Origin of the sequence: Candidatus Binatus sp., assembly GCF_030646925.1 — a bacterium.
In the GTDB taxonomy this organism is placed as follows: domain Bacteria; phylum Desulfobacterota; class Binatia; order Binatales; family Binataceae; genus Binatus.
Genome location: NZ_JAUSKL010000021.1, coordinates 74,496 through 99,980 on the forward strand (window position 1 = coordinate 74,496; position 25,485 = coordinate 99,980).

Genomic DNA, 25,485 nt, shown 5'->3' on the forward strand with positions numbered 1-25,485 from the left:
TGCATCGCGATGCTCACACTATCCAGCAGGAAGACCCTGGTAGCGGCGACGGCGCTGGTCGCGCTCGCCGGCTTCGCGATCGTCTCATACTGCTGGTGGAGTCCGACCGAGCGATTCGCAACACAACGAGAAGTCTCGATTGAAAAGGGCGAGCCATTCGCGCGGATATCGCGCAAGCTGGCCGACGCGGGCGTGGTCAGGAGCGCGTGGGCGCTCAAACTCTACGGGCATCTGAGCGGCACCGCGCGGCGCATCAAGCCGGGCGACTACGCATTCAAGGGCGGCGAGCGAATCTCCGACGTGATGGGGCATTTGGTGCGTGGCGACTTCATGATCGTTACGGTGACGATTCCGGAGGGCCTGACGGTGCATCAGATTGCCGAGAAGGTCGCAGGCGCTGGACTGGTCTGCCAGGAGGAATTCGAGCGGGCGGCCCGCGACGGAAAACTGGTGCGCGCGCTCGGTCTCAGGCCGCTCGGCGCGGAAGGGTATCTCTTCCCCGCGACGTACCGATTCTCGCCGCACGCGACCATCGACCAGGTGCTGGCCGCGATGCTCACGCGGTTCTACCGGGTGCTGACGCCGGCGGTCGAGGAGCGGATGTTCGAGCTGGATTTGACTCCGCGCGAGCTGGTGACGATGGCGTCGATCGTCGAGAAGGAGGCGAAGGCGCCCGAGGAGCGGCCGGTGATCGCGGGCGTGTTCTACAACCGGCTGCGGCTCAAGATGCCGCTCCAGTCCGATCCGACGGCTGAGTACCGCTTGAGCGGCGACGAGAGCGATTCGGCGGTGAGCGCGGTGCATACGGAGTCGGCGTTCAACACGTACGATTTTGCCGGCTTGCCGCCGGGGCCGATCGCGAATCCGGGACTCAAGTCGATCGAGGCGGCGCTGCATCCGCAGCAGACCGATTTTTTGTATTTTGTCGCGCGCGACGATGGCACGCACGAATTCTCGAAGTCATTCGATCAGCATCGCCGCGCGATTGCGAGTATCAGGAAGGCTTCAGCACAGTCCGGCGCTGTCGAGCGTCGATAAGCCAGTCGCGTTCGCGCCAGCTTCGATATAACTTTATCCACGTGGCGAATCCGGTCGAGATAATCGGCGAGAGCAGTCGCCGGATTGCGCGCCTCGCCGCGATTCGGACGATGCTGGCGGCGCTGGGGCCCGCGATCGCTGCGATCGCGATCGGCCTGCTGCTCGGCGCGATCGGGCATTTGACGTGGGCGCGCTATGGTTACGCACTGTCGCCCGATCGCGAAGAGGCGCTTAGGGCCGCGTTCGTGCTCGCGGGAATCGCGGCGCTGTTGGCCGGCGCCGCGATGGCCTATCGCGCGTATCGGAAGGCCGACGATTTTATCGCCACCGCGGCTGAGCTCGATCTTCGCCTCGCCGGCAAGGAACAGATCACCACGCTCGCGAACCTCGCCAACCCCGCCGCGATGGAGAGCGGGCGAGCGCGGCGCACCCCGCTGTTCCCGGTTCTGTGGCGGCGCGCGATCATGTATTTCGAGGGCTTCGATCCTGCGCGCGAGTTCAAGCTCGAAGTCGGCGAGCCGCTCAAGCGATCATCGATGCTGGCGGGCGTGGTTGCGCTCGCGATGATGCTCGCGACGCTCGGACTCGTACGCGCGCCGTCGCCGGAGCAGCATCTTGCGGGCACGCTGCGCGGTCTTGCAGAAGAGATCGCGCGCACCGCCACATCTACGGACGACTCGGCGTTGGCGGAGAAAATTCGCGAAGCGGCCGACGCGCTCGAGAATCCCAAGCTGCCACCCGAAGAGAAAAAGAAGCGCATCCAGGAAGCGATGCAGCAGGCGGCGCACGCCGACGAGAAGCGCCACAATAGTCAAAACGGCAAGGACCAGGGTACCGGCCAATCCAAATCGCAGTCCGCTAAAGGCAACGGCAAAGATCAAAGCCAGAGCAAAGCGAGCGGCGGCAGCGGCGAAGGTAAAAGCGAGACTGGAGAAGGCAAGAGCGAAGCCGGCAAGGGACAATCCGGGACGGGCGGCGGCAAGGGCGAAGGCAAATCCGAATCGGCGAAGAACGACAAGGGGCAAGGCGCCGGCAAAAATAATCAGAACGGGAAAAACGACAAACGCGATCAGCAGAGTATCGAGCTGCAGAACAATCTCGCCAAGGCCGACGCGCAGATCGAAACTGCCAACGCGAAGAATCTTGGGCCGGACAATCAACCCGGCGAGGACAAGAACAAAGGCAACGCCAACAAGCCCGGCGACAATCAAAATCGACCAGGCGGCGGCCAGCCCGATCCAAACAAGCCGGGCGATGTCCCGAAGCCGGGCGCCAACGGCGATCGCAACGTCGCGAGCGCGGGCAATCCCAAGGACAACAAGGACAACCGCGATCGCGGCTCGAATCTCGGCGATACTCATCTCGGCGAGATGCCGGCGGCCGGGAACTATCAGAAATATCTGAAGCCGGGTGAGAAAGGCGCGACGGTCGATATCAAGGATGCGCGCTACGTGATGTTCCGCTTGCCGGGCGCGCCCGCCTCCGGCGACGGCGGCAAAACCGTGCTCGATACCGAACGGCCGCGGGCCTCGACCGCCTACGTCAACGCGCCGCTCGCGCCGAGCAGTGACAACGCGCCGCCGGACGAGCGCCAGTTGGTGCCGCCGCGCTATCGCGACATGATTCGTTAACGGGTAAAGGAGAACGGATGGGAGCGGTTGCTCAACAAGTATCGCCCGATCAGCGGGTCGCACAGTTCCGCAAGGTCTTTTCGCACGCTGAGGCGCAAATCTCGCGCGTGATCGTCGGTCATCAGGATGTCATCCGCAAGCTGCTGACGGCGCTCTTTTGCGGCGGTCATATTCTGATTGAAGGCGTGCCGGGACTCGGCAAGACCCTGCTCGTCAAGGCGGCGAGCGAAACGCTGGGCTTAAGCTTTAAGCGAATCCAGTTCACGCCCGACCTGATGCCGTCGGACATCATTGGCACGCAGGTGCTGACCGAAGTCGAGGGGCATCGCGAATTCCAGTTCAAGCCGGGACCGATCTTCGCGCACGTGGTGCTGGGCGACGAGATCAATCGCGCGACGCCCAAAACGCAGTCGGCGGTGCTCGAGGCAATGGAAGAGCATCAGGTGACCGTCTTCGGCACCACCTATCCGCTCGAGGCGCCGTATATCGTGCTGGCGACGCAGAATCCGATCGAGCTTGAAGGCACCTATCCGCTGCCTGAAGCGCAGATGGATCGATTTATTTTCAAAGTCGTGATGGGCTCGCCCAAGCCCGAAGAGTTGCGTGAAATTCTCGCGCGGACTACGGGAACTACGCACAGCCAGATTCAACCAATATTCGATGCGAACACCGCGCCCGGTGCGATCGAGGAACTGAAGGGCCTCGTGCGCGAGGTGATGGTCGCGGAGCCGCTCGAGCGCTACATCATCGGCGTGATCGGCGGATGCACGCCGGGCGGGCCGGGCGCGATTCCCGAAGTATCGCAGTACCTGCGCTTCGGACCGAGTCCGCGCGGCGCGCAGGCGCTGATCCTGTGCGCCAAAGTGAACGCGCTGCTCGCGGGGCGCGTGAGCGTCAGCTACGAGGATATCGACGATGCGATCGTGCCGTGCCTGCGCCATCGATTGTTGCGCAACTTCCAGGCTGAAGCGGAAAACGTCAGTTCCGAATCGATCCTCGAACAGGTGATGAAGCGGCTCCGCAAGCCGCGCGCGTAGCCGATGTTCGGATTGCCAGACGAGTTGACGCCGAGCTTTCTCGCCCGGCTCGAGAAGCTCAGAATTCGGACCCGCCAGCAATACGCCGGGATGGGCCGCGGGATGCATCTGTCGCCCAAGCGCGGCTCGTCGCTCGAGTTCAGCGATTTCCGCCAGTACTCGCCCGGCGACGACTTCCGCTATATCGATTGGGGCCTCTACGGGCGCACCGACAAACTCTACATCAAGCTGTTCCAGGAAGAAGAGGATCTGCTGACCTATGTGTTCCTCGACGCGAGCGCGTCGATGGGATTTCCCGCCGGCGATCGCAAATTCGAATCCGCGATTCTGACCGCGCTATCGGTCGCGTACGTTGCGCTCGCCAGCGGCGATCGGGTGATGCTGCGGGTGTTGGGCGGCACTGGCGCTCCGGTCAATCCGTCGTTCGTCTACGGGCAGCATCGGATCGTCGAGCTTGCGCGGCGGGTGCATGGTTTGAAGCCGGGCGGACAGTTTGATTTCGCGACCGCGCTCGCACACGAGCTGGTGGCGATCCGCCGCGCGGGCAAGGTGTTCGTCATTTCGGACTTCCTGATGCTGCTCAATTCGATCACGCGCGGGCTTGGACTCTTCAACGCGGCTTCGATGGATCTGACGGCGGTGCAGATTCTCGGCGGCCGCGAAATCAACGGCCAGGGACTCGACGGCGACGTCGAAATTGTCGATTCGGAATCGGGCGAGCGGCTCCGCGTCTCGATCGGTGAGCGCGAGCGCAACCAGTATCGCGAGACGATGCTGCGGCTCACGCGCGAGATCAAATCGTTCTGCTTCAAGCGCGGCTTGCACTACTCGCTTTACACCACCGACGCCGACTTTCAGCAATTTTTTCTCCGCGCGGCGAGCGATCTCGGCCTTGCGCATTAGCGGGTAATTGCGATGGGACTGCTTTATCCGGGCGCGCTGGTATTTCTCGCGCTGGTGCCGGCGCTGATTCTCGCGTACCTCGCCAAGGAGCGGCCGTCGCGCGTGACCGTATCGAGTGTGCTCGCGTTTCGTGCATTGCGCGGCTTTCGCCGCGAGCGCTTCGGTGGATGGCCGCGGCTCGACTGGATGTTCTTCGTCGAGGCTTTCATCCTGATGCTCGCGGTGCTCGCGCTCGCGGGTCCGTTCGTGTGGCATCGGAGCAATCCAATCGCGATCGTAATCGACAACTCGGCGGCGATGCAGGCGATGACGCCGGCCGGCCGGACTCGCTTCTACATCGCGCGCGAAAAACTCTACCAGGCGCTCGCGGCTGAAGATGGCGGCGGCGAAATTTCAATCTACGTCACCGCGCCGCAGCCGCGGCGAATCGCGCCCGCTTACAAATCGCTGCTTGAAGCGAAGCGCGCGCTCACGCGGATCAAGCCGGTGGACTCACCCAACGATCAGACCACGCTCGCGAGTTTTCTCGCGAACCTCGCGGCGGAATCGCACGTGTCCAAAGTTATCTTCGCCGGCGCCAACGCGCTCGAAGCCCCTGTGCCGCCGCGAATCCACGCGATCGCGGTGGGCGACGCGGTGGCGAATCTCGCGATCGGATCGTTTACGCTGCGGCGCGAAGCGCTTGGCGCAGAAGCACTTCATGCGAGTCTCACGGCGGCGAATTTCGGTCCCGAGACGCGCCACCTCGAAATTGTGCTGAATGGGGACGGCAAGGAAATCGCGCGCGCGAAAGAAACGCTCGGTGCGCGCGAAACCGGGATGCTCGAGTTTCAGAGTCTGCCGCCGGCTAGGGTATACGAAGCCCATCTCATGCCAGCCGACGCGCTGCCACTCGACAACGTCGCATACGCCGTCGGCGGATCGATCAAGGCAGTTTCGATTCTGTTCATCAGTCCGACCCCGGCCGACGCGAACGGATTGAATTCGATTCCCGGAGTCGCGGCCACCGCGCGCACGCCCGACGCGTACATCCCCGACGATCTGGCGACGGTCGATCTGGCAATTTTCGAATACGCCACGCCCAAGGAATTGCCCGCAGTCAACGCGATGATCGTGATGCCGCCGCCTGGCGACCCGATCTTCGGACTCGCGGTAACGCCGGCCGCGCAAGTGGCGATCGCAGGATGGGGCAAGACCGGCCCGCTGACGGATTCGGTGAACTTCCGGCTCTTAAGTCTCCGCGGCGGCGAATATTTCGGGGCGCATCCGTGGATGAGCGGAGTGATCGCGGGCGACGGCGGCGCCTTGATGCTGAAGGGTGAGCGCGGCGGGCACCGCTTCGTCGCGACCGGCTTCAATCCGTTCCCGTATCTCGGCAAGCGCAACCTGCCGATGTCGATCCTGACGCTCAATGCGATCGGCTACCTCGCGGGCCTCGGCGGCAGCAGCGTCGAGAATCGCACCGGACAGCCGTGGCTGGTTCCGGCCGGCGTCGAGCAAGTGATTTTGCCATCGGGAAAAAAAGTTGCGGCCAAGCCGGGCACGCTCTTCACCGAAGTTTCGGAGCAGGGTGTGTACGAGATGATCGGGCCGGGCGCGGCCAAAACTCCGCGCGCGGTTAACCTCGACGATCTCGCCGTGTCCGATCTCGCCAGCACGCCTGCGCTGAAAGTCGAATCGGCGAGCGCGTCATCATCGCCGGCGCCGGTGATGGAAAAATCTCCGCTGACCGGATACGTGCTGGCGGCGATAATCGCGCTGGCCGCTCTGGAAGCCATCGTCGTGTATCGGCGGCGGCGCCGGATGCTGGAGGCATAGCAGTTGACGCCGGCCTGGCTACCGCACGATCTCACGCTCGCGCATCCGCAGGCGCTGTACCTGCTGGCGCTGCCGGCGATCGTGCTCGCGTGGGGGCTTGTCAACGCGCGCGAGCTTCGGCGCATCTTCGCACCGCTGATTCGCGCGATCGTCCTCGCGCTCTTCGTGCTCGCGTTCGCGAGTCCCGAACGCGTGACGCGGAGCGAGGGCGCGGCGCGGCCGGCGGTGGTCGATGCGAGCGCGAGTATCACGCCGGCGATGCGCGCGTGGACGGTCACGCTGCTGCGCGACCAGCTTGGACTTCGCGGCGGCGATCCCGCCTTCATGTTTGCCAACACCGTCGCGCACGATTCGATATCGTCGGTCGAGAACGCATTGGTGCGCGGCGCGGGATGCAATGCGTGCGAGCCCACCGCGACCAATCTCGAGACCGCGCTCTATCGCCTCGCGTCGGACCCCGACGCGCACGGCGGGCCGGCCGTGCTGGTGACCGACGGATGGCAAAATCGTGGCGATGCAGAGCGCGCGATCAGCGCGATTCTGTCTGCCGAAATCCGCCTCGACATCTTCACGCCGCCTGGCGCGCGCTCGATTCCCAACGTCGTGATGACCGAGCTTGCGTTGCCGCCCGCGCTCGAAAAAGCCGAGCCGTTCGAGTTGGGCGTGACGATGGAGAATCTCAACGACGCGCCGGTGACCGGAAAGGTGACGATCTCTCGCGACGGCGCGCCGATCGCCGAGCGCAAGGTGACCCTGCATCCGGGCTCGGAGCGGCTTGATTTTCCGGTGCGGACCGAAACCGCCGGCCTCGCTTCCTACAGCGCCGCGTTCAAGCCCGACAACGCAGCTTTCGACGCGTACTTTCAGGACGACTCGCTGAAGGGATGGGTGGGCGTGGGCGCGCGCCGCAAAATCCTGATTCTCACCGGTAGCGCGAAGGACGCGAATTATCTGAGCACGGTGGTGCAACGCAGCGGACTCGAGCCGACGATCGTACCGCTCGCGAGCGGGGAGTGGAACGGCAGTCTCGCGGGCTACGATGCGATCCTGATCAACAATGTGCCGAGCGAACGAATCGCGCCGGCCGCACAGAACGCGCTCGCGGCGTACGTCGATCGCGGCGGTTCGCTCGCGATGATCGGCGGCGATTCGAGTTTTGGCCTCGGCGGATACGCGACCAGCCCGCTCGCCGCGGTGATGCCGGTCACGATGAAACCACCGCAGCATAAGGAAAAAGAGCGCGCTTTGATTTTGCTGATCGACAAATCGGGCTCGATGGGCCGCAACGACAAATTGACCTACGCGAAAGCCGCCGCGCTCACCGTCACCAAATCGATCAAGGACTCGGATTTGATCGGCGTGATCGGCTTCGATTCGCAGCCGTTCGTCGTGGTGCCATTGCAATCGATGGGGAAAAATCGCGCCGTCTTCGACCAGATGGTCAGCCGGCTTTCGGCGCACGGCACCACTTTTCTGATTCCGGCGCTGCGCGAGACCGAGCGCACGCTCGGCGGCAGCGGCGCGCAATCCAAGCACGTCGTGATCCTCACCGACGGCGAGACCGGCGGCACGGCCGAGATGTACTACGACCTGGTTTCGCGGATGCATCACGATTTGGGCGCAACGATTTCGACCGTCGCGGTCGGGCGCGAAGCCAACGTCGATTTGCTGCAATCGATCGCCAAGTACGGCGGCGGCGCATACTACCAGACCGACAGTCCGAAGAATCTGCCGCAGTTGTTCGTCCAGGATTTTCGCGCGCACGGCGGCGAGGTCACCATGGTCGAAAAGGAATTCACGCCGCGCACCGAGAAGCCCGATCCAATCCTGAAGGACCTCGCGGGACAGCAGATGCCGCCGCTGAAGGGCTACGTCTCGACCGAGATCAAGCCGCGCGCCACGATGAGCATGTTCGTCGATCGCGCGGGCACGCAGGAGCCGCTGATCGCAAGCTGGAAATACGGCGCGGGCAAAGCGCTCGCGGTCACTACCGACGCGAGCGGGCGATGGTCGGGGACGTGGGTGAGCGGCAACGTTTTTCAGCCGGTGTGGAACCGCCTGCTGGGATGGATGACGCCGCAGACCGTCGCCGAGCCCAAAATCGACGTCGCGCTCGGCTACCAGGCCGGTCGCATCAACATCAAGCTGACTGACTACGGCGCCGAGGCCGCCAGCGCGTCGCATCTGGCGACGGTGCTCGTGATTCGGCCGGACAACAGCAAATCGGAATCCGCGCTGACCGAACAGGTGCCGGGCGAATTTGCCGGATCGATCGACGCGCCGATGCCCGGCAATTACTATTTCGAAGTTCGCTCGCCGATCGGCAAGGACAAGAAATTTCCGCCGCTTGCCTACACCGTGAGTCCGGCGGTGAATGCGGAATTGCCGCGGCCGGAGCCGAACTACGGACTGCTCGAGCATCTGGCGTCGGCGACCGGCGGACGGCTGAATCCAACTGCGGCGGAAGTCGCGATGGCGCGCCCCACGGTCGAGCGCCGCGAATCGGTGAATCGATTTTTGATCATCGCGGCGATGATCCTGCTGATCGGCGAAGCGCTGGTCAGACGCCTCACCGCGTGAGTATCGATGTGGCTATAGGCAATGAGTAAGGCGCCGGTTCATCCCAATCATCGCTTGCAGCGCGACTATCCGGCCAAGGTGCGCTTTTGCCCGCTCTGCGGCGGATCGATGGCGCCGCGACTCATCCTGCCCGACAACGTCACGCGCAAAGTCTGCGACGCCTGCGGCTTCGTACATTTTCCAGGTCCGAAGCTGGTCGCGGGATGCCTGGTGATCGACCACGGCAAAGTTCTCTTGCTGCGGCGCGGCATCGAACCGGCGCGCGGCAAGTGGACCTTCCCTGGCGGTTACGTCGATTTAGGCGAGAATGCGGCCGACGCGGCGCTTCGCGAGACGCGCGAGGAAGTCGGGATGCGCGTCGAACTCGGGTCCGTGCTCGGCGTTTTAGGCGACACCGCGAATCCGTCGCTGACGCTGGTCGTTTATCTCGCGCGGCCGCTCGACTACCCTGCGATGACGTCCGAGGAGGCCACCGAAGTTCAGTTCTTCGCGCCCGACGAAATCCCATGGAGCGAACTGGCCTTCCCGACCACCGTCGATGCGCTCACTGCCTGGATCGCGAACGCGCGCAAGCGGGATTAGCTGCGGGACGAACACAGGATTGTGGTCTTCGCGGCGCCCAGGCCGAGGACCCTATTTCACCGAAGACGCCACTCAACTAAGACGACCGCGCAAGCCGCTCTAAGGCCGGCGGGATTAGATCCATTGCCAGAGAACTTCGATGCGTCGATGCGGCTCGGTTGACCGCATCGGCATATCGGACTTAAAGTGCGCATCATGGCTGGAATTGTCTCTTACGGTACCTACATTCCGTATCGGCGGTTGAAGCGCTCGGCGATCGCGCAAGTCCTCGGCACGGCTGCTGGCAAAGGGGAGCGCGCAATCGCGAGCTTCGACGAAGATAGCGTCTCGATGGCGGTCGAGGCGGCGCGCGATGCGCTCAAGGCGGCGCCGGGCGGCAACGTCGAGGCGCTGTTCTTTGCGACTTCGACGCCGCCGTATGCGGAAAAACTCAACGCTGCGATTATCGGCGCCGCGACCCGGCTGCCCGGTGAGATTCGCGCCTCGGATTCGACCGGCTCGGTGCGCGCAGGAATCTCCGCGCTGATGCAAGGCGCCGACGCGGTCAGTGGCGGCGCCAAGCGCGTGCTGGTCACGATGGGCGATTGCCGGCTCGCCGCGCCCGAAGGCAAAGCCGAGCAAACCACTGGCGACGGGGCCGCGGCCTTCGTGCTCGGCAACGATAACTTGCTCGCGGAAATCGTCGCGAGCACCTCGCTCACCCGCGAATTCCTGGATTCGTGGCGGGCGCCGGGCGAACGCTTCTCGCATTCGTGGGAGGAGCGATTCGCGCTGACGCAGGCCTACTCGCCGCTGCTCAGCAACGTGATCAAGAATATCCTCGAGAAGGCGAAGGTCGCCGCCGGCGATATCGCGAAAATTATCCTCGATGCTCCCAATCCGCGTGCGGCTGATGAAATCTCGCGCGCGCTCAAACTCGATCCCGCCAGGTTTGCCGATTCGTTGGCGTTGACCGTCGGACAGACCGGCGCGGCTCATCCGGGACTGATGCTTGCGAGCGTGCTGCCACTGGCCAAGGCCGGCGACTTGATCCTGGTTGCGACGGTGGCCGACGGCGCCGACGCGATCCTGCTGCGGGTGACGCCCGCGGCGGCGAGCTTCAAGCCGGTCCATTCAGTGGGCCGCATGATCGAATCGAAGGGCGATGTGACTTACGCCGCCTACCTGAAGTGGCGTGAGATTCTGCCGACCGAACCGCCGCGGCGGCCCGATCCCGACCGTCCCGCGGGACCGCCGATGATGCGCTCGGAGAAATGGAAGTTTGGATTTATCGGCTCGCGATGCACCGCTTGCGGGACGCCCCAATTGCCGCCGCAACTGGTCTGCGTGAAATGCCAGTCGCGCAAGATGGAGCCGTATGCGTTCGCCGATCGGACCGGCAAAATCGCCACCTACGCGATCGATCGGCTCGCCTATTCTCTCAACCCGCCGACTGTTAACGTGGTGATAGACTTTGACGGCGGTGGCCGCTTTCTGTGCGAGATGACCGACTGCGAGCCGGATAAGGTCGCAATCGGCGATCGGGTCGAAATGACTTTTCGCCGGCTCTTTACTGCCGACGGCGTTAACAACTATTTCTGGAAGGCACGCCCTACGCGTTAGGCCCCAGCAGGCTAAGGATCCAGGAGGATCGTTCATGGCAAGCAGAGGAATTAAAGACCGCGTCGCGATTATCGGAATGGGATGCACCAAGTTCGGTGAGCATTGGGACAAGGGCACCGAAGATTTGCTGGTCGATGCCGCCTACCAGGCGTACGAGTCGGCCGGACTCGAGCCGAAGGACGTGGATGCGTACTGGCTCGGCACGATGGCGTCGGGCGTCTCGGGGCTCACGCTATCCGAGCCGCTCAAAATTCAGTACAAGCCGGTGACGCGCGTCGAGAATATGTGCGCGACCGGTTCGGAGGCATTGCGGCAGGCCTGCTATGCAGTCGCGTCGGGCGCGTTCGATATCGCGATGGCGATCGGAGTCGAGAAGCTCAAGGACTCGGGCTACTCCGGCCTGGTGTCGAACGCTCCGCCCAACGACGGCACGCACGGCACGATGACTGCGCCGGCCTCGTTCTCCTTGCTCGCGCCGGCGTACTTCAAGAAGTACGGCCTCGACGCCGACAAGGGCAAGGAAGTGCTCTCGCGCATCGCGTGGAAGAATCACAAGAACGGCGCGAAAAATCCCAAGGCTCAGTTCCAGAAAGAAGTCTCGATGGAGACGATCCGCAACTCGCCCAAAATCGCGGACCCACTCGGAATCATGGATTGCTCGGGCGTCTCGGACGGCTCGGCGGCGGCGATCGTAGTGCGGGCCGAGGATGCGCACAAATACTGCAAGAATCCCATCTACATCAAGGCGCTGTCGTTCATCGCAGGACCGGCGGAAGGGCCGCTGTCGCAGGAATACGATTTCACCACTTTCCCCGAAGTCGTCGCGACCGCCAGGGATGCCTACGCGCAGGCCGGCATCACCAATCCTCGCCAGCAGCTCAGCATGGCCGAAGTGCATGATTGCTTTACGCCGACCGAGCTGGTGCTGTGCGAGGATCTCGGCTTCAGTCCGCGCGGCACGGCATGGCAGGACGTGATGGAAGGCTTCTTCGATCTCGAGGGCAAACTGCCGGTCAATCCGGATGGCGGGCTCAAGTCGTTCGGGCATCCGATCGGCGCGTCGGGACTGCGCATGATGTACGAGATGTGGCTGCAGTTTCGCGGCGAGGCCGGTCCGCGGCAACTCAACAATCCCAAACTCGGACTGACGCACAATCTCGGCGGCGCGCCGGGTCGATGCGTCAGCTTCGTCTCGGTGGTAGGGAACCAGATCGGTTGAACGGGTTGTCATTCTGAGCGAAGCGAAGAATCCCGATCTTTGCTGAAATTATAGTACGGTCGGCATCGCAAGATGCCGGCCGTTTTTTTCCTATCCCTCGCCCGTTCCTTTACGGGAGAGGAGGCCGAGTCGCCCCAGCGACGAGGTAGGTGAGGGTGCCGGATCGCCCGCTACTTCGCGTCCCTCCGTTCCGAGCGATGAGGCAGGTGAGGGTGCAGCCGCTTCATCGAACTCTTCTCCGTCATTTCGAGCGCAGGATGCCCGCAATAGATTCCGGAAAGCAATCCGGAGCGAAAGATGACAGCGGAGATCCTTCGTCTGACTGCAATTAAATAGCGAGCATCGCGAAGCGCTGCTAGCATCGAGCGATACTCACGAAGCCGCAAGGGGGAATAGCTGTGTCGATTATTCTTCGCGCCTGGATTCTCGTTGTCTGCCTTCTCGCAACGCTGTCATCGAAAGCAATGTCAGAGGACCTGCCCGCTACTTACGCGCTCAACAGTAGCACCTTGGCAGCGCTCGATGCGGTTACCGTGCCCGCTGCAGTCAAACCCGACTGCTCAGTCGGCAGAATCCATTTCATTCCCAACTCGTACAAGTTCTGGAGCAATCCGAAGCGCGCCACGACTTACTTGACCGCAGGATGCACTGGGACGAACTGCTCATGCACTCCCGGTGCAGCCAATTGCGTTCCGATCCCAGCCTATGGAGACATCCTGGTGGAGCCTACGAACTTCGTCTGGTGCAAAGGAGGACCGTATGCGCTCTGCTATTACTCAGGTCCCAGCACCGGCTCCGAGGACTTATCCTGTACGCTCACCCCCGACGGTCGCTATGCTAACTGCAACTGCTTCGAGGTCCCATGGGGCGCCTACTTTGTAGATATCAACGCGATCCTCAATTACAAGGTGTACAAGGCCACGGTTAAGACCTGCGGCGCTGACGGGAGTGGATGCTCCGGCGCGGCGAACGTCAACAAGGCGCCTGTCTGCCAGGCGATCAATCAAAAGAAGCTGATTCCCGGCGCCGACTTGATCTCGACCTTCAGCCTCGACTGCGTACCTTCAAATGGGCTCGGCCTGACGAATTGCGGGCAGGCTCCTTACGCCGGCTGCATGACCGCGCCGTGCAAGAAGACCGGCGCCAAAGGTATCGTGCAATGCTCCTGTCCGGTTTACGACGGCCTTTATCAGGTAGGCACGACTCTCGACGATCCTGCTACTGAATGCACTCTCGGCGGCGACCTGGTATGGTCCGCAGCCTTTAATCCAGATGGAGCTACTACCCCGCCTTTGACGGCTTGCATTCCTGACGCGCCAGGCGCCAACGGGTGTCCGCTATTCAATGACACGATGACAGTGCCGGCCGGCACGGATTGTAAGGCGATCTGCGACGCTTATAGCTGCAAAGGCAAAGGCGGGATCGAATCGGCCTACACTTGCGACGCCACTCTATGCACCGGCCAATGCAACGACCGCAATCTTACTTCGGTAGCCTGCTCTGGCCTGACTAGCTGCCCGGCCAAAGGTATCTTGGCGATAGCTAAGCTGGAAGCTGCCGTCGGATGCAGTTGCTGCGCGAGTCAGCTATGTGGATGTGCGCCGAATGACAAGACCAACACAGCTATCTTCGACCTGAATGCGCGCCAGCGCACTGTAGGTATCACGCCCCAGTGCGACGTGAACGACACCCTTTGCGGAAAGAAAGGTGCCGCTCCGATGACTACCTCTTCGATGACGACCGCGTCGGAGGCCCGAGCCGTTTCCGTCCCGAGTCAACGATCCAATGGCGCGCCTATTTTGCTTCATCCTGAGAGTCTGTGAATTTTTGTAGGCGAGCGCTCTCACTCATCTACGAAAAATTCAAAAACTCTGAGCGGAGGCCGCTGTCCTTTACCTCTCCCGTTACTTTACGGGAGAGGAGGCCCGCCGCTTTGCGGCGGGTAGGTGAGGGTGCGGATCACCCGGGCTCCTCAACCTAAGCGCTGGCCCCGCCGTCATCCTGAGCGGAGGCCGCCCGCGGCCGTTTCATTGTGGCAACAGGCTTTAGCCTGTGGAATTTCTGAAAAACAGCCAGAGCTGATCATTCTCCCTGGCCGCACGCGCCGTCGCTTCCCTCCCGCCATCTGAGCCGAAGCCCTGAGCGAAGTCGAACGGGGGAGGCTGCCGGAGTCGAACGATCATCGAAGCAATGCCAGCCAAAGAAAAAGATTCGGGATTCTTCGGCTGCGCAGCCTTCGCCTCAGAATGACGACGGTGGTGAGATCGGCCGCCCGACAGATCTTCACAAACCCTGAGCGGAGGCCGCCGTCCTTTACCTCTCCCGTTACGTTACGGGAGAGGAGGCCCGCCGCTCGGCGGCGGGTAGGTGAGGGTGCCGGGTCGACCGATTGATCACTGAATGTTGTCACCGCCCTTCTGTCATCTTCACCTTCGCCGTCGGTCCCGCGTACGGTCGCGATTCGCGACCAAGCCCGCATCCTGAACTTCATCTCGGCGGCGCAGCCGAATGCTGGCGCGAAGGATCGCCGGTGATCAATTCCTGCGCCTTGCGCAATGCCGCCTCGGTCTCGCGCAGCAGATCGGCGAAGACTTCCGCCGCCGGCTTGATCTCGCGGATCAATCCCGCGCCCTGGCCGGTCGGCATGAAGGTGCGTTTCGGGTCGATGTCGCCGCGCCCGACCCCGGTATAGTTCATCACGCCGTTGCGCGTCGAGGTCTGCGCCTGCGCGGGGAACGGCTGAATCTTCGACGGATCCTTCTCCCATTCGAGCGCATACTCGGTGCGGATCACGCGGCATGTCTTGCCCGTGTAGGCGCGCGTGCGAAGCGTCGAGTCTTCGTGCGCCTTGAGAATCGCTTCGCGATAGCCCTGCGCCGCCTGCGCCTCCGGCGTCGCGATAAAGCGCGTGCCGATTACGACGCCCAGCGCGCCGACCGTGAGCGCCGCCGCGATTTGCCGCCCGTCGGCGATTCCGCCGGCCGCCAGCACCGGCAGCCGCACCGCGTCGATCATCTGCGGCACCAGCGACAGCATCCCGATTTCCCCGGTATGGCCGCCGGCCTCGGTGCCCTGCGCGACGACCACGTCGGCGCCCGCGTCCTGCGACTTGATCCCGTGATGAACCTTGCCGCACATCACGACGATCTTCATGCCCGCGTCGTGCATCGTCTTGACGAATTCCTGGGGTACCGAAAGTCCCGCGACAAAGACCTTGACCTTCTCCTCGATCATGACCGGCACGTGCGGGCGCATCATGTCGGGAATCGGCGCGAGCAAATCGACGGCGAACGGTTTGTCGGTCAGCGCGCGGGTGGCGCGAATCTCGGCGCGGAGTTCTTCCGGTCCGAGCGAGGCGGCGCCAATCACGCCCAATCCGCCGGCGTTGGAGACGGCGGCGACCAGCTTATGCATCGCGACTCCGCCCATTCCGGCCAGCAGAATCGGGTACTTGATTCCAAAATAATCGCAGATCGGCGTATGCAGCATCGGCTTGATTCTCCTCGTGGTGAGCTGTCTTGGCGACTAGCCTCCGATGCTTTCTATAGACTGCCCTGCTGAAAGCAATCAAGCGCGATTTTACGAATCGGCGGATCGGACATGCGCGGTCTCTTCGATGTTCTGGTCGCCGATCGCGCAATCGCGTTGCCGGGGGCCGATTCGATCGCGATTGGCGCGCCAGATGGGCCGGGTGGTCACGCACGAATCGCTGATGCATAATCTGTCGCGCGCGGAGAGGTGGCCGAGCCCGGCTTAAGGCGCACGCCTGGAACGCGTGTAGGCTCGAAAGGGTCTCGGGGGTTCGAATCCCCCCCTCTCCGCCACCCAGTCCTCGAGGTTGAGCATTCTCCGCCGGAGTGCGCGAAATTGGCGCGTGTGCGCGGCTTCATCGCATTCAAAGGGGACTGGAGAATCGCCAATCGCCCGTGTCGTCGCGGATGTCGTCGGGTTCCTCTCCGCCCGCCGTTCACCCGGTGCGCTTTCCCCCTATCTGAAACCCCTTTTCGCACTCTCCGCACGAGGGCGCGAAATACCGGCGTTTTACTCCGCCGGCGCAAAAATGCATCAGTTGGAGGGCAGAGGGGATCCGTTCACTGGAGCCCGAAACGCGAGAGACGGCTCTGGCTCATTGCGTCTCTAACCTCCGAGGAGCGTTACCGTGTGGAACGCGGCCCTGAGCTTTCTTCTGGCGCGTCTGGGGAAGCACAGACAAACCCCGGCTCCGGCTATACCGATTTGCTGGGTGTCGATATCGAAGGCAACGTTTTGATCGTGGAAACTAAACTCGCTAAAAATCCGGAAGTGCGGCGTAAGGTAATTGGACAAATTCTAGAGTATGCGGCTTACTTGTGGACGATCTCGTACGACCAGCTAGACGCTCTTTTCCTGGCGAAGGAAGGTAAACCCATCGCCGAGCTATGGCGCCTCAAAACTTCCGAGCCGCTGCCCGACGGGTTCCGTGAAATAGTGACAGCGAACTTGAGATCCGGCATCTTCAATCTGTTCATCGCTGTTGATGAGATGAATGAGCAATTAGAAAAAATAATCGCATATGTTTCAAGCCGCGGACCTGGGCTGAAACTTCAAGCACTGGAACTTCGCACTTACAAATTGGGAGACTTGGAGATACTAGCACCGCAGCGTCATGGTGAGTTTGTACAGACATCCACGGCAGCTGCTCCTGCAAGTGTCACGATTGAAGAAGCACTTGCGAACTGTCCGGATGAGCATAGTCGTCAATTGTTCAAATTGTTGATCGATTTATTGGTTGAACTAGGCCATGAAGTTAGGCCGGGTCAAGTGGGCCTGGCTTTCAGGGCTGACGTGAATGGCACGAAGCGCTCAATATTCTGGGCCTCGCGCGGAGATCTGCAAGGTGCATTTAACGTCAACTTAGAAAACGGCGCTCCAGTTGATGCTGTCCAAGCGTTCCGTTCTGCCGTCTCAAAACTTCCAGGATTCGATTCCTCGAAGTTCCTTCACGCAGCGCAACCTATCGTGAAATTGTCGAAACTGACCGAGTCCGAAGTTGAGAGATTTGTCAAAGAAGCGGACACAGTAGTTCGAGTCTGGCGTGAAGCCAGCCAAATAGCTGGACCGTGAACAGGCTTTGCGCTTCCTCCGTTAGTCGCACCCCGCCAAGGAAGCGATCAATGCCCTCGACCGGCCGGCGATGATTCGGCTTTGCTTGAAAACCAATTTGTTCAGTGACCGAATATGCCGATCATCCGGACTATCGACTAGCTTTTCTGGCGGCGGCGAAGCCATGATCGAGACCGTGACGTCGGACGCAATTGGAAGCCACCACTCGATACGCGGATCGGAAAGCGGAGTCTTCTCTGGGGGAGTGAGCTTAACCATAGCGTGACTCCCCAGAACGAAGCTCTTTCTAGCCTTCTTGATGATTACGATTCCCAGTCCTTTTTCGCCCAAGGCTTTTAACACCCGCGGGCTTTGATAGCGCATTACCTGCACAATCACAGATTGCCTCAGCCGTTTCAGCGCCGCCGGACTTTGAACATCGTCGCGCATCTTTTGACTTATGGGACGACCGAAGTATTTTTCATAGAGCTCGAACTTTTCCCGGACTGCGGAATCGAAATCAAAGTCGCCTAAAAGTGCTTCAATCGCCTCTGGAGACCTCTTCAATTGATAGTAGAAGAACAAATCCCATGTCCGCCGCTCCTCGGAACTCAAAGCTGGCAACTGTCCTCTCCTGGCCGCCTCGATTATTTTTCTAATGATTTGGTCCGTCAGACCTTCTAAATCCCTGAACTCTGACTCGAGCGACGCGTCCTTGCTCCCATCTTTTCTCTCAGAGCTGTAAAGATGCCGCTTCACAAACAAGTTCGACGGTCGAGTAAACTGGACGCCTTTTTGAGGGTTGGCTTTGTCGAAGAAAAAAAGTGCGCCGTCCTCGTCAGCGAACCGACGCGACAGCATCTGCGGATTATAGTGATTGCGTCTTGTGAGAGTCGTAGATTGCTTTCTCCTGGATGCGGTCGCGGCACTTCACTCGTGGGCCCGATGAAGCACCACGGGGACTCCGGCTTCGCCGTCGGGCATCTGCTTCGCGATCATGATGTCGTATTGTGAAGCCAGTCAACATTTCCCTCTCCTCGACAACGCGGGGATATTGAAAGGAGTGTCCGACCGTTTCGATTCCACGTCGTCCTGTGCCTGTTCGGCTTCACGAACTGCATCAGCGGCAGCGTCCGAAGCCGAATGAATGTCGTCGAGATCGCTGGCACAGCTACCCCAATCTGAAGCGGTGGTCGTCGACCGACTACATAGCAGGAATACTGTCAGCAGAACAGCGAACAAGGGCGCTCGCTTACGGTTCGCACGCATATTTCTGACCCCTTTTTCACAGGTCATGGGCAATTGCGGGCATTCCTCCAAGGCGTCTTCGTGGAGAAACCGGGCGAGGAGTCGCCTGGAGCGGCAGAAAACGCAGCGGACGCGGAATCCGTGCCAGAATAACCACGACAGTGCACCGCATTGAGAGTCTTTTGACTCCCATCGTCGCAGAAACCGAAGTGCCACACACTGCTGCAGCCGACAACTAAGCCGTACATCATGAACGCAAAAACGGTGACACGCAGTCCATAGAGTGCTACCATTCAGCTCGGAAGCGGTGGTGGCTAGAGCGGAACAGCGCCAAGGCCGCTACCAGGGGTTTGTTCAAGCTCGAGGGGTTTTGGGAACTTGGGCAACATGATTTTGAACGCGAACACTCTGAAATACTTGCTCGGGAGCATCGAGGCTGACCGCTTAGTTCTGTTTTGTGGTGCCGGTCTATCAATTCCCGACCCGAGCAATCTGATGTCAGCAGTTAAGGTCTCGCGGCACTGCTACGACAAGTACAAGAGCATAGAGGAACTTCCGGCGAATTTGCGGGACGATGTCGATTTGTTGGCCGGGCACTTTTTCGGGACCGGGCAATTCGAGAGCGTTTTTGTTGGTAGTCTCGTTCCGTGGAATGAACTAGTCGGAGAACCAAATACAGGTCATGCGGCAGTGGCCGATTTTCTCATCTGTCGCGCAGCAGCAGCCGCTTTGTCAGCAAATTTTGATCCTCTGATTGAGAATTGGGCGTGCTCGCGAAAGGTCGCGATGCGGGGCGCGCTTACGGCTCAGGACGCTATATACTTTGCTGAAAGTGCGCCTTTGCTGAAATTCCATGGATGCCTCACGCGATTTCGCGAACAGACACTCTGGACGCAAGGTCAACTGTCACTGGACCCTGTCAAGCAGCGGGTTAAGTCATGTTCGGACTGGATGAAGCTGAACCTGCCGGGAAAAGATTTGTTGCTCGTCGGATTCTGGACGGATTGGGGTTATCTCAATGATGTCCTTGCGGACGCTATGGCGACCACGCCGTTTGGTTCCGTCACAGTTATCGATCCGCTAAGCTCCACCGACTTACAAGCCAAAGCGCCAATGCTCTGGACTAGGCTGACGGGCGCCGGCATCAAATTCAAGCATATACAAGCTGATGGTGGGAAAGCTCTCGAGGAGCTGCGTACCGCCTTCTCGAAGACATGGGTAAAAAGATTCTACGAGTTGGGAAAGCCATTGTTCCAGGGCAGCGGCGGTAGCTACTCTGCGTCATCTGTCCAGCCCCATATAGAAATGGGGGGTGACGCTCTTTACAACCTCCGCCGCGATGTAGAGGGCCATCCCTATTACCGAGCGGCCCAAAAAAAGGAGCCCCCGCCCGAGGCGGCACAAGCTGCCTTCTTCCATCTCTTGCTGATCCATGCCAGTGCCACAAGAGACGGCTCGTGGTACGTTTACGGAGGCAAGACTATTCGAATCGTGCATGGCGCGGGGCAAGACTTGGCGACAGTGCGAGAACGCTACAAAGAATCCCCTGTTGTTTCTCAAGCGGACATCACTGTATGCGCCGGGGCGATAGATTTGGCGGTTCCTGCGAAGATTGTTGCCGCGGGGCGCGGCCATAGTATTGTGCGAACACCATCTGGCGGCGGGTCGGCGTGGCTTACGCTTGATCAGGCACGTAGTGAGCTGGGGTTATGACCGACATCAAAGAAATGGTGCAGAGCATACTGCAGGAGGCTGGCTACCAAACCTGGCTAGTTTCAAGCGTCTCTGCTGTTTGTTTTGAGGATCAAGTGGTTATGGGGTTCGCCTGTGTATTCGACGACGTTGCAACCCTTCTCGCGCGTTGGCGAAATGTAGAGACAGCACTCTTGACTCAGTATGCTCCACATCTTCGAGAGGCTGGGGACAAAGCGTGGAATTTTTACTCCATTTTCCTTTGCTCCTCAGCCCCTAGCGACAGTGAGCGCAGAGAGGTTCAATGGATTGCAGAGAACCTCGAGCGCACCCGCAAGATCGCGGCTTGTGATTTGCCGGGCCGCGAAGATTTGGTAACAGCCTTGCTGCCAATACTTCCGCTTCAACAGCAGCCTATGCTGAGAATGGAGGATCTAACTGAGCGCCTCCGGAAGCGCATAGCGACAATCGCTCCTGCCGCGACAGAGGCTGCACTGGACGATCGATTTAAGCCAGCGGAAGTTGTGCCTTTACTTACGGCATCCAAATGAAACTCCAGTACGTCGAAATTGCTGGATTCAGAGGCTTCCGAGATAAGGTCCGATTTGACTTGCCATCTGGCTTCGCCGTGCTGACTGGTCGTAATGGTGCCGGCAAGAGCACCGTCCTCGACGCCATCGACTTCGCTCTGACAGGCACAATCAATAAGTTTAGGGTGCGAGATGCACGCGACGGCGGTCTCGACGAGCATATTTGGTGGGTAGGCGCTGGCAAGGCAGTGAAGCACTACGTGTCTGTGGGCTTCATCGATGACAATGCGGAACCATTCGAAGTGACTCGTACTCGCGAGCAAGGTGGCAGCCCTGCGCCCGAGGAAATCGTGGCGCGACTCTCTAAACCCTTTGCAAATGTCTCCCTGGTAGACTTATTGCAAACTACGCTCATTCGGGACGAGTTAATTTCGGCGTTAAGTCTCGATCTGCCGGAGCAGGCTCGCTTCACTGCGGTGAGGACTGCGATTGCCGGTATAACCGGACCGGACTACTCAGCACGGACGACCGCCATTTTCAACGCGGCCAAGATGGCGAAGGAGCGACAGGACCAGCGGGTCGCGAATGTTAGAGGCGAATTGGGAAGAGCGCTGGAAGCACTTACTGAGACACGAAGCATAGTTGAACGCTCCTCGTCAAATGTCTCTGACGCTCTTAAGGTCTTAGACTCGATAGGCGTTTCTTTCCCGCCGGCCCTTAAGGAACGCACCGAGGCCGTCAGAAATTTCATCGCAACGAGAAAGACAGCGTTGCAAGAAATCGAAACAGCCCTCCAGCGGGCCAAGGCTCTTTTGCCGGAGCTGCAGCATTTTCGTTCCCCCGATGCTGCGACCGACGTTGAGGCCGCCCAAGCAGCATTAGCGAAAGCCTCCAGCGAAAAACAGTTAAGCGATCAGCTGCTACTCCAAGCGGCTCAACTAGATGCCACGGAACGCCAAAATGACCAATATGCGGCACACTTGGCGGCACTTCTGGAACATGGATCGGCGCTCGGTCTCCAAGATGGATGCTGCCCACTCTGCAAGGCTCCGCGTACAGCAGACGAATTTTCCGCTGCTTTGTCGGCCATTGGGCAACTCCTGACTGTTCGCGGGCAAAAGCTGAGTGCCACGACGGCCACTCTAGCGCGGACTCGCTCCGCCGCAGCTGCTGCTGACGGCGCCCTGATCGGCGCCCAAAACCGTGTTGCCGAAGTAAATAGCCGTCGTTCTGCAATGGAACGAGAGATCGCATTCGTACGGGAGACCTATGAACGGCATGGCTTCAGTGGTCCCCCTGGTGATCCCGCAAGCGCTCAGAGTTTAATCTTAGGGGACCAAGAAAAACTCGCCCAACTGGAACATGCTCTTTTTATTCTGGAGGCCTCCAGTGCCGTAGACCGTGTGAGAACGCAGGAAGCACGAATCGCGACGTTGCGCGAACAGCTGGAGCGGGAAGTTGCGAAACTTACCGAGACCGAAAAAGCGCTCGAAGCTGCCCGGCAAATCGAAACAGCTGCTAAGACCGTAGCTAACGAGATCCTGACCGAGCAATTCGATACGGTCATGCCGCTGCTGAAAGAATTGTATCGGCGCTTAAGGCCTCATGCAGAATGGACAGAAATTGGAGTTGACTTCGGCGGACGAGTGCGGGCGTCTCTCAATTTCGTAGTAGGCGATGGACACAACCCGCAATTCTTATTTAGTAGTGGGCAACGACGAGCTGCCGGTCTAGCGTTCCTTCTCTCTATCCACCTATCTAGGCCGTGGTGTCACTGGCGGTCATTGCTACTCGACGATCCGGTTCAACACGTCGACGATTATCGGGCGCTGAATCTCGTTGAGATTTTAGCTGCTATTCGAAAGGCAAACCGCCAGGTGATCGTTGCTGTTGAAGATCCTGCGTTAGCGGACCTCGTTTGTCGACGACTCCGCAGCTCAAGCGGCGATATAGGCCGTCGATTTGACTTACAATTGTCGAAGGGCGGCACCGCCGAGATCGTGACTCAACAAGACGTCTATCCAATGCCCCACGAGGTCCTACGGGCAGCCAAGATTTCCTAGGTAAAGCCATTTTCCTGCGTCCTAACTAGGTCCCGTCGATTATCGAATCAAACACCGGCCGGCCAATCTCTAGCAGGCTGTTGATGAAAGGGCAGAATCACGAGCTGGGCTTGGTCTGATGACGGTGGGAAGTGAGGATTGAGGTCGCGAGCCGGGTAGTTACCGGGTTGGCCATGGCAGGTGCGGCTCGCTGGCAACTCGATTCATCCGCTGGGACAGAGCTTTGCGATTCGCAGCAGGTTGTAGGCGGCGCCGACCAGGTAGGCGGCGAAGCTGGTCCGCGCCACGCCCCGATAGCGGGTGCGGCGGAAGTTGCCGACCGTCTTGATCCAGCCGAAGATCTCCTCGACCCGCTTGCGCACTCGTTGGCTGAGCGCGTAGCCCGGCCAACTGGTGGTGCGATGGTCGAGCGCCGAGCCACCCGGCCGCCGCTCATTGCGCGCCAGGTGTGGAGTGACATTGAGCGCGCGGCAGCTCGCCACGAACGCCGCAGTGTCGTAGCCCTTGTCGCCCGCCACCGTGATCCGGCGCGCGCCGCGAACCGCTTGCAGCATCGCCAGCCCCTGCTCGCATTCGGCCCGGCCGCTGGCCTGACCCACGCGCAGATCGATCATGATGCCGTTGCGATTCTCCATCAGCACGCTCTCGGTGTAACAGAGTTTGGCCTCTTTGCCGGCGCCCTTCTTCCTGACGCTCCGGGTCAGTTCGGCTGTCCGGCGCGCGCATCGCGCGCGTTCGTATTTTCGGCCTCAACGTCCCCGTCGTCTAGCTCGGCCTAGGACACATGCCTTTCACGTCGGTAACACGGGTTCAAATCCCGTCGGGGACGCCAATAGATTCAAGGTTTGACGGTTTTCTCTTCCCGAGATGAGCTTCGAGAGCCCTCGGTCGAGCTTCGCGTAGCTACGACGAAGCTATTGTATGATCGTTTACCCATTTCGAACTTTAGAAATGGACGGATTCAAATTCTGTCTAGCCCGCGCGCGGTTCATTCTATATTCGGATGACGTTTTCACCAATGTAGCCGCCGCTCAAAGCAGGCAGACGAAAAACTCTACGCGCGCGAGAATGTCATTCACGAGGCTGGACTTTTTCAAGGCCGACTAGGCTTCAAGAAGGCGATCATACTGCGCGAAGAGGGTTGCCAGGAATTCTCAAACATCGCAGGTTTGGTGCAAATTCCATTTCCGCAAGGAAATATCATGACGGTCAGCGAAAAGGTGCGTGGAGTGTTAACGCGGGAAGGTTTTATTCGCAAACCCGAGTAGGGTGACAAACAACATGCCGGCGCGAAGATACTTGACTGATGATCGCTTCAAAATAGAGTTGCAGGATGACCCCCTCGCATGCGATGCACAGAACGGGATCGTCATCGCTCGCCTCAGCAAGCTCTTGCGCCGTAGGCTTATGTTCCAAATCGTCATCACCGAACAGATATACGCCTGCCTCCTCTCCTCAAGCTGCGCGAGAACTTCGTCGGTCAGATGCAGGTCCGCCTCCTCGGCCAAAAACGACCGGCGGCCGGCTAGTTCGAGCCAGAGAGCGCGCAGCCGCTTTCCGAGCACGCCGACGTCGTTTTCTCAGCGCGTGCCGATAGCAATCAGCATTTCGCGACAGAGGCGTTTCACCAGCCGATCACGGACGGTGTGAAGCAGCTGGACGTGGCCGTCGCGGTCTATCGCGACATCGTGATGCTCGCGAGAGTACATGCTGCGCATCGCGAAGCGGCCGCGCGGATCGCCGAACACGCGCGCGATCGCGAACTCGCGATTGCATCGCGCAGGCGCGAATCACCACCCCGCGTCGAAATTCTCCGGCAGCGCCGGTCGCGTCTTAAAATTTGACGCGAGCGCAAAGCGCACCGTTGGTGCGGATCCGCGGTCTGCAGGATCGGAGCGCTTCGTACCGCCCTCGGACTGGTGCCGCGCCTACACAATCTGCTATCAGGATTCACAAATGAAATCCTGGATCATCCGTTGGTACCTTAAAGCTACGTCTTTCATAGTGGTAGTCCAACTTTTTACCGCGGTATCAGCATTCGGCTTCCACCTGGATCCGTCTCTCGATACAGAGCCGCCCTTCGTGATTTGCAAAAATCAGCGGTACGCGCTCTGCGCCGCGGCGAGTTGCTTCGTTTATGACGGAGTCGCCTATTGCAAGTGCGATATCCTGAAAGGCGACAGCATCAGTCTCCAGCTCAGCTACTCGAGCACCGCCGGCGAGCAAAATGTCTGTGATGTGAACCGGCAGGGCAAGAAGAATGGCTATATGGTGAGCACTTTCAGCCTTCCGGATGATGTGAAGAAAGGTGGTCCCGCGGCCGTCTATACCTGTCCCGGATCGGATGACGCGGGAAGCGGGGTGATCGCGCCGGTAGCCTTTGGCCAATGCGACGGTGGGATTTGCTTCAAGAGCAGCAAGGGTCAGAAATTCCCGGGCTTCGCTGGCCGGCTCCAGGAT

General features: G+C 60.3%; 16 protein-coding genes, 2 tRNA genes and 3 pseudogenes. 18 read left to right on the forward strand and 3 right to left on the reverse strand.

Features of this window, described 5'->3' with window-relative positions:
* Window positions 1-9 precede the first annotated feature (9 nt).
* The 10 genes from mltG (at window position 10) to Q7S58_RS02750 (ending at window position 14,233) form a co-directional block, all read left to right on the forward strand.
* The gene (gene mltG, locus Q7S58_RS02705) at window positions 10-1,038 is read left to right on the forward strand and encodes an endolytic transglycosylase MltG (protein ID WP_304820549.1); all 1,029 of its coding nucleotides are present in this window, start codon (window positions 10-12) and stop codon (window positions 1,036-1,038) included.
* Between the two features lie 41 nt (window positions 1,039-1,079).
* The gene (locus Q7S58_RS02710; RefSeq protein WP_304820551.1) at window positions 1,080-2,669 is read left to right on the forward strand and encodes a hypothetical protein; all 1,590 of its coding nucleotides are present in this window, start codon (window positions 1,080-1,082) and stop codon (window positions 2,667-2,669) included.
* 17 nt (window positions 2,670-2,686) lie between these two features.
* Entirely contained in the window at window positions 2,687-3,706 is a 1,020-nt protein-coding gene (locus tag Q7S58_RS02715; RefSeq protein ID WP_304820553.1) for a MoxR family ATPase, read from the forward strand.
* A gap of 3 nt (window positions 3,707-3,709) precedes the next feature.
* A complete protein-coding gene (locus tag Q7S58_RS02720; protein WP_304820555.1) occupies window positions 3,710-4,609 on the forward strand; it encodes a DUF58 domain-containing protein in 900 nt (299 codons plus the stop codon).
* Window positions 4,610-4,621: 12 nt separating this feature from the next.
* Window positions 4,622-6,427 carry a BatA domain-containing protein gene (locus tag Q7S58_RS02725; protein ID WP_304820557.1) on the forward strand — a complete coding sequence of 602 codons (1,806 nt, stop codon included), beginning with the start codon at window positions 4,622-4,624 and terminating at the stop codon, window positions 6,425-6,427.
* Window positions 6,428-6,430: 3 nt separating this feature from the next.
* Window positions 6,431-9,007 carry a VWA domain-containing protein gene (locus Q7S58_RS02730; RefSeq protein ID WP_304820560.1) on the forward strand — a complete coding sequence of 859 codons (2,577 nt, stop codon included), beginning with the start codon at window positions 6,431-6,433 and terminating at the stop codon, window positions 9,005-9,007.
* A 21-nt stretch (window positions 9,008-9,028) separates the two neighbouring features.
* The gene (locus Q7S58_RS02735; protein WP_304820562.1) at window positions 9,029-9,589 is read left to right on the forward strand and encodes an NUDIX hydrolase; all 561 of its coding nucleotides are present in this window, start codon (window positions 9,029-9,031) and stop codon (window positions 9,587-9,589) included.
* A gap of 195 nt (window positions 9,590-9,784) precedes the next feature.
* Window positions 9,785-11,191 carry an OB-fold domain-containing protein gene (locus tag Q7S58_RS02740; RefSeq protein WP_304820564.1) on the forward strand — a complete coding sequence of 469 codons (1,407 nt, stop codon included), beginning with the start codon at window positions 9,785-9,787 and terminating at the stop codon, window positions 11,189-11,191.
* Window positions 11,192-11,225: 34 nt separating this feature from the next.
* Window positions 11,226-12,410, forward strand: coding sequence for an acetyl-CoA acetyltransferase (locus Q7S58_RS02745; RefSeq protein ID WP_304820566.1), 1,185 nt, complete (start codon window positions 11,226-11,228; stop codon window positions 12,408-12,410).
* A 719-nt stretch (window positions 12,411-13,129) separates the two neighbouring features.
* Complete coding sequence (locus tag Q7S58_RS02750; protein WP_304820568.1) at window positions 13,130-14,233, forward strand: hypothetical protein; 1,104 nt, start codon at window positions 13,130-13,132, stop codon at window positions 14,231-14,233.
* 664 nt (window positions 14,234-14,897) lie between these two features.
* Here Q7S58_RS02750 and Q7S58_RS02755 read toward each other — a convergent pair.
* Window positions 14,898-15,899, reverse strand: a complete 1,002-nt coding sequence (locus Q7S58_RS02755) for a nitronate monooxygenase family protein (RefSeq protein WP_304820570.1) — start codon at window positions 15,897-15,899, stop codon at window positions 14,898-14,900.
* A 243-nt stretch (window positions 15,900-16,142) separates the two neighbouring features.
* Here Q7S58_RS02755 and Q7S58_RS02760 point away from each other — a divergent pair.
* Window positions 16,143-16,234, forward strand: a tRNA-Ser gene (locus Q7S58_RS02760).
* A 337-nt stretch (window positions 16,235-16,571) separates the two neighbouring features.
* The gene (locus Q7S58_RS02765; protein ID WP_304820572.1) at window positions 16,572-17,513 is read left to right on the forward strand and encodes a hypothetical protein; all 942 of its coding nucleotides are present in this window, start codon (window positions 16,572-16,574) and stop codon (window positions 17,511-17,513) included.
* A 21-nt stretch (window positions 17,514-17,534) separates the two neighbouring features.
* Here the strand turns inward: Q7S58_RS02765 and Q7S58_RS02770 are convergent.
* Window positions 17,535-18,362 (reverse strand): annotated as a pseudogene (locus Q7S58_RS02770) (DUF4238 domain-containing protein); the annotation flags it as partial.
* 756 nt (window positions 18,363-19,118) lie between these two features.
* Here Q7S58_RS02770 and Q7S58_RS02775 point away from each other — a divergent pair.
* From Q7S58_RS02775 to Q7S58_RS02785, 3 genes are read left to right on the forward strand one after another with little or no spacing between them, the layout of a single operon-like run.
* Window positions 19,119-20,453: a hypothetical protein gene (locus tag Q7S58_RS02775; RefSeq protein ID WP_304820574.1), complete on the forward strand. Its 1,335-nt coding sequence runs from the start codon at window positions 19,119-19,121 to the stop codon at window positions 20,451-20,453.
* Window positions 20,450-20,983 carry a hypothetical protein gene (locus tag Q7S58_RS02780; protein WP_304820576.1) on the forward strand — a complete coding sequence of 178 codons (534 nt, stop codon included), beginning with the start codon at window positions 20,450-20,452 and terminating at the stop codon, window positions 20,981-20,983. The genes Q7S58_RS02775 and Q7S58_RS02780 overlap by 4 nt, the downstream gene beginning before the upstream one ends.
* Window positions 20,980-23,025, forward strand: coding sequence for an AAA family ATPase (locus Q7S58_RS02785; RefSeq protein ID WP_304820578.1), 2,046 nt, complete (start codon window positions 20,980-20,982; stop codon window positions 23,023-23,025). Before Q7S58_RS02780 ends, Q7S58_RS02785 begins: the two co-directional genes overlap by 4 nt.
* A 203-nt stretch (window positions 23,026-23,228) precedes the next feature.
* Here the strand turns inward: Q7S58_RS02785 and Q7S58_RS02790 are convergent, their stop codons facing one another.
* Window positions 23,229-23,729 carry a transposase gene (locus Q7S58_RS02790; protein WP_304820582.1) on the reverse strand — a complete coding sequence of 167 codons (501 nt, stop codon included), beginning with the start codon at window positions 23,727-23,729 and terminating at the stop codon, window positions 23,229-23,231.
* 50 nt (window positions 23,730-23,779) lie between these two features.
* Here Q7S58_RS02790 and Q7S58_RS02795 point away from each other — a divergent pair.
* The 3 genes and pseudogenes from Q7S58_RS02795 to Q7S58_RS02800 form a co-directional block, all read left to right on the forward strand.
* Window positions 23,780-23,857 (forward strand) — tRNA-Glu (locus Q7S58_RS02795).
* A 202-nt stretch (window positions 23,858-24,059) separates the two neighbouring features.
* A pseudogene (locus Q7S58_RS22010) lies at window positions 24,060-24,293 on the forward strand (TIR domain-containing protein); the annotation flags it as partial.
* 439 nt (window positions 24,294-24,732) lie between these two features.
* Window positions 24,733-25,485, forward strand: a pseudogene (locus Q7S58_RS02800) (hypothetical protein); the annotation flags it as partial.

Bases quoted from the DNA above. Each gene is read 5' to 3' on its own strand.
- Q7S58_RS02755 (WP_304820570.1), bottom strand. From the start codon at position 15,899: ATGCTGCATACGCCGATCTGCGATTATTTTGGAATCAAGTACCCGATT.
- Q7S58_RS02740 (WP_304820564.1), top strand. From the start codon at position 9,785: ATGGCTGGAATTGTCTCTTACGGTACCTACATTCCGTATCGGCGGTTG.
- Q7S58_RS02715 (WP_304820553.1), top strand. From the start codon at position 2,687: ATGGGAGCGGTTGCTCAACAAGTATCGCCCGATCAGCGGGTCGCACAG.
- Q7S58_RS02745 (WP_304820566.1), top strand. From the start codon at position 11,226: ATGGCAAGCAGAGGAATTAAAGACCGCGTCGCGATTATCGGAATGGGA.
- mltG (WP_304820549.1), top strand. From the start codon at position 10: ATGCTCACACTATCCAGCAGGAAGACCCTGGTAGCGGCGACGGCGCTG.
- Q7S58_RS02780 (WP_304820576.1), top strand. From the start codon at position 20,450: ATGACCGACATCAAAGAAATGGTGCAGAGCATACTGCAGGAGGCTGGC.
- Q7S58_RS02785 (WP_304820578.1), top strand. From the start codon at position 20,980: ATGAAACTCCAGTACGTCGAAATTGCTGGATTCAGAGGCTTCCGAGAT.
- Q7S58_RS02720 (WP_304820555.1), top strand. From the start codon at position 3,710: ATGTTCGGATTGCCAGACGAGTTGACGCCGAGCTTTCTCGCCCGGCTC.
- Q7S58_RS02735 (WP_304820562.1), top strand. From the start codon at position 9,029: ATGAGTAAGGCGCCGGTTCATCCCAATCATCGCTTGCAGCGCGACTAT.
- Q7S58_RS02725 (WP_304820557.1), top strand. From the start codon at position 4,622: ATGGGACTGCTTTATCCGGGCGCGCTGGTATTTCTCGCGCTGGTGCCG.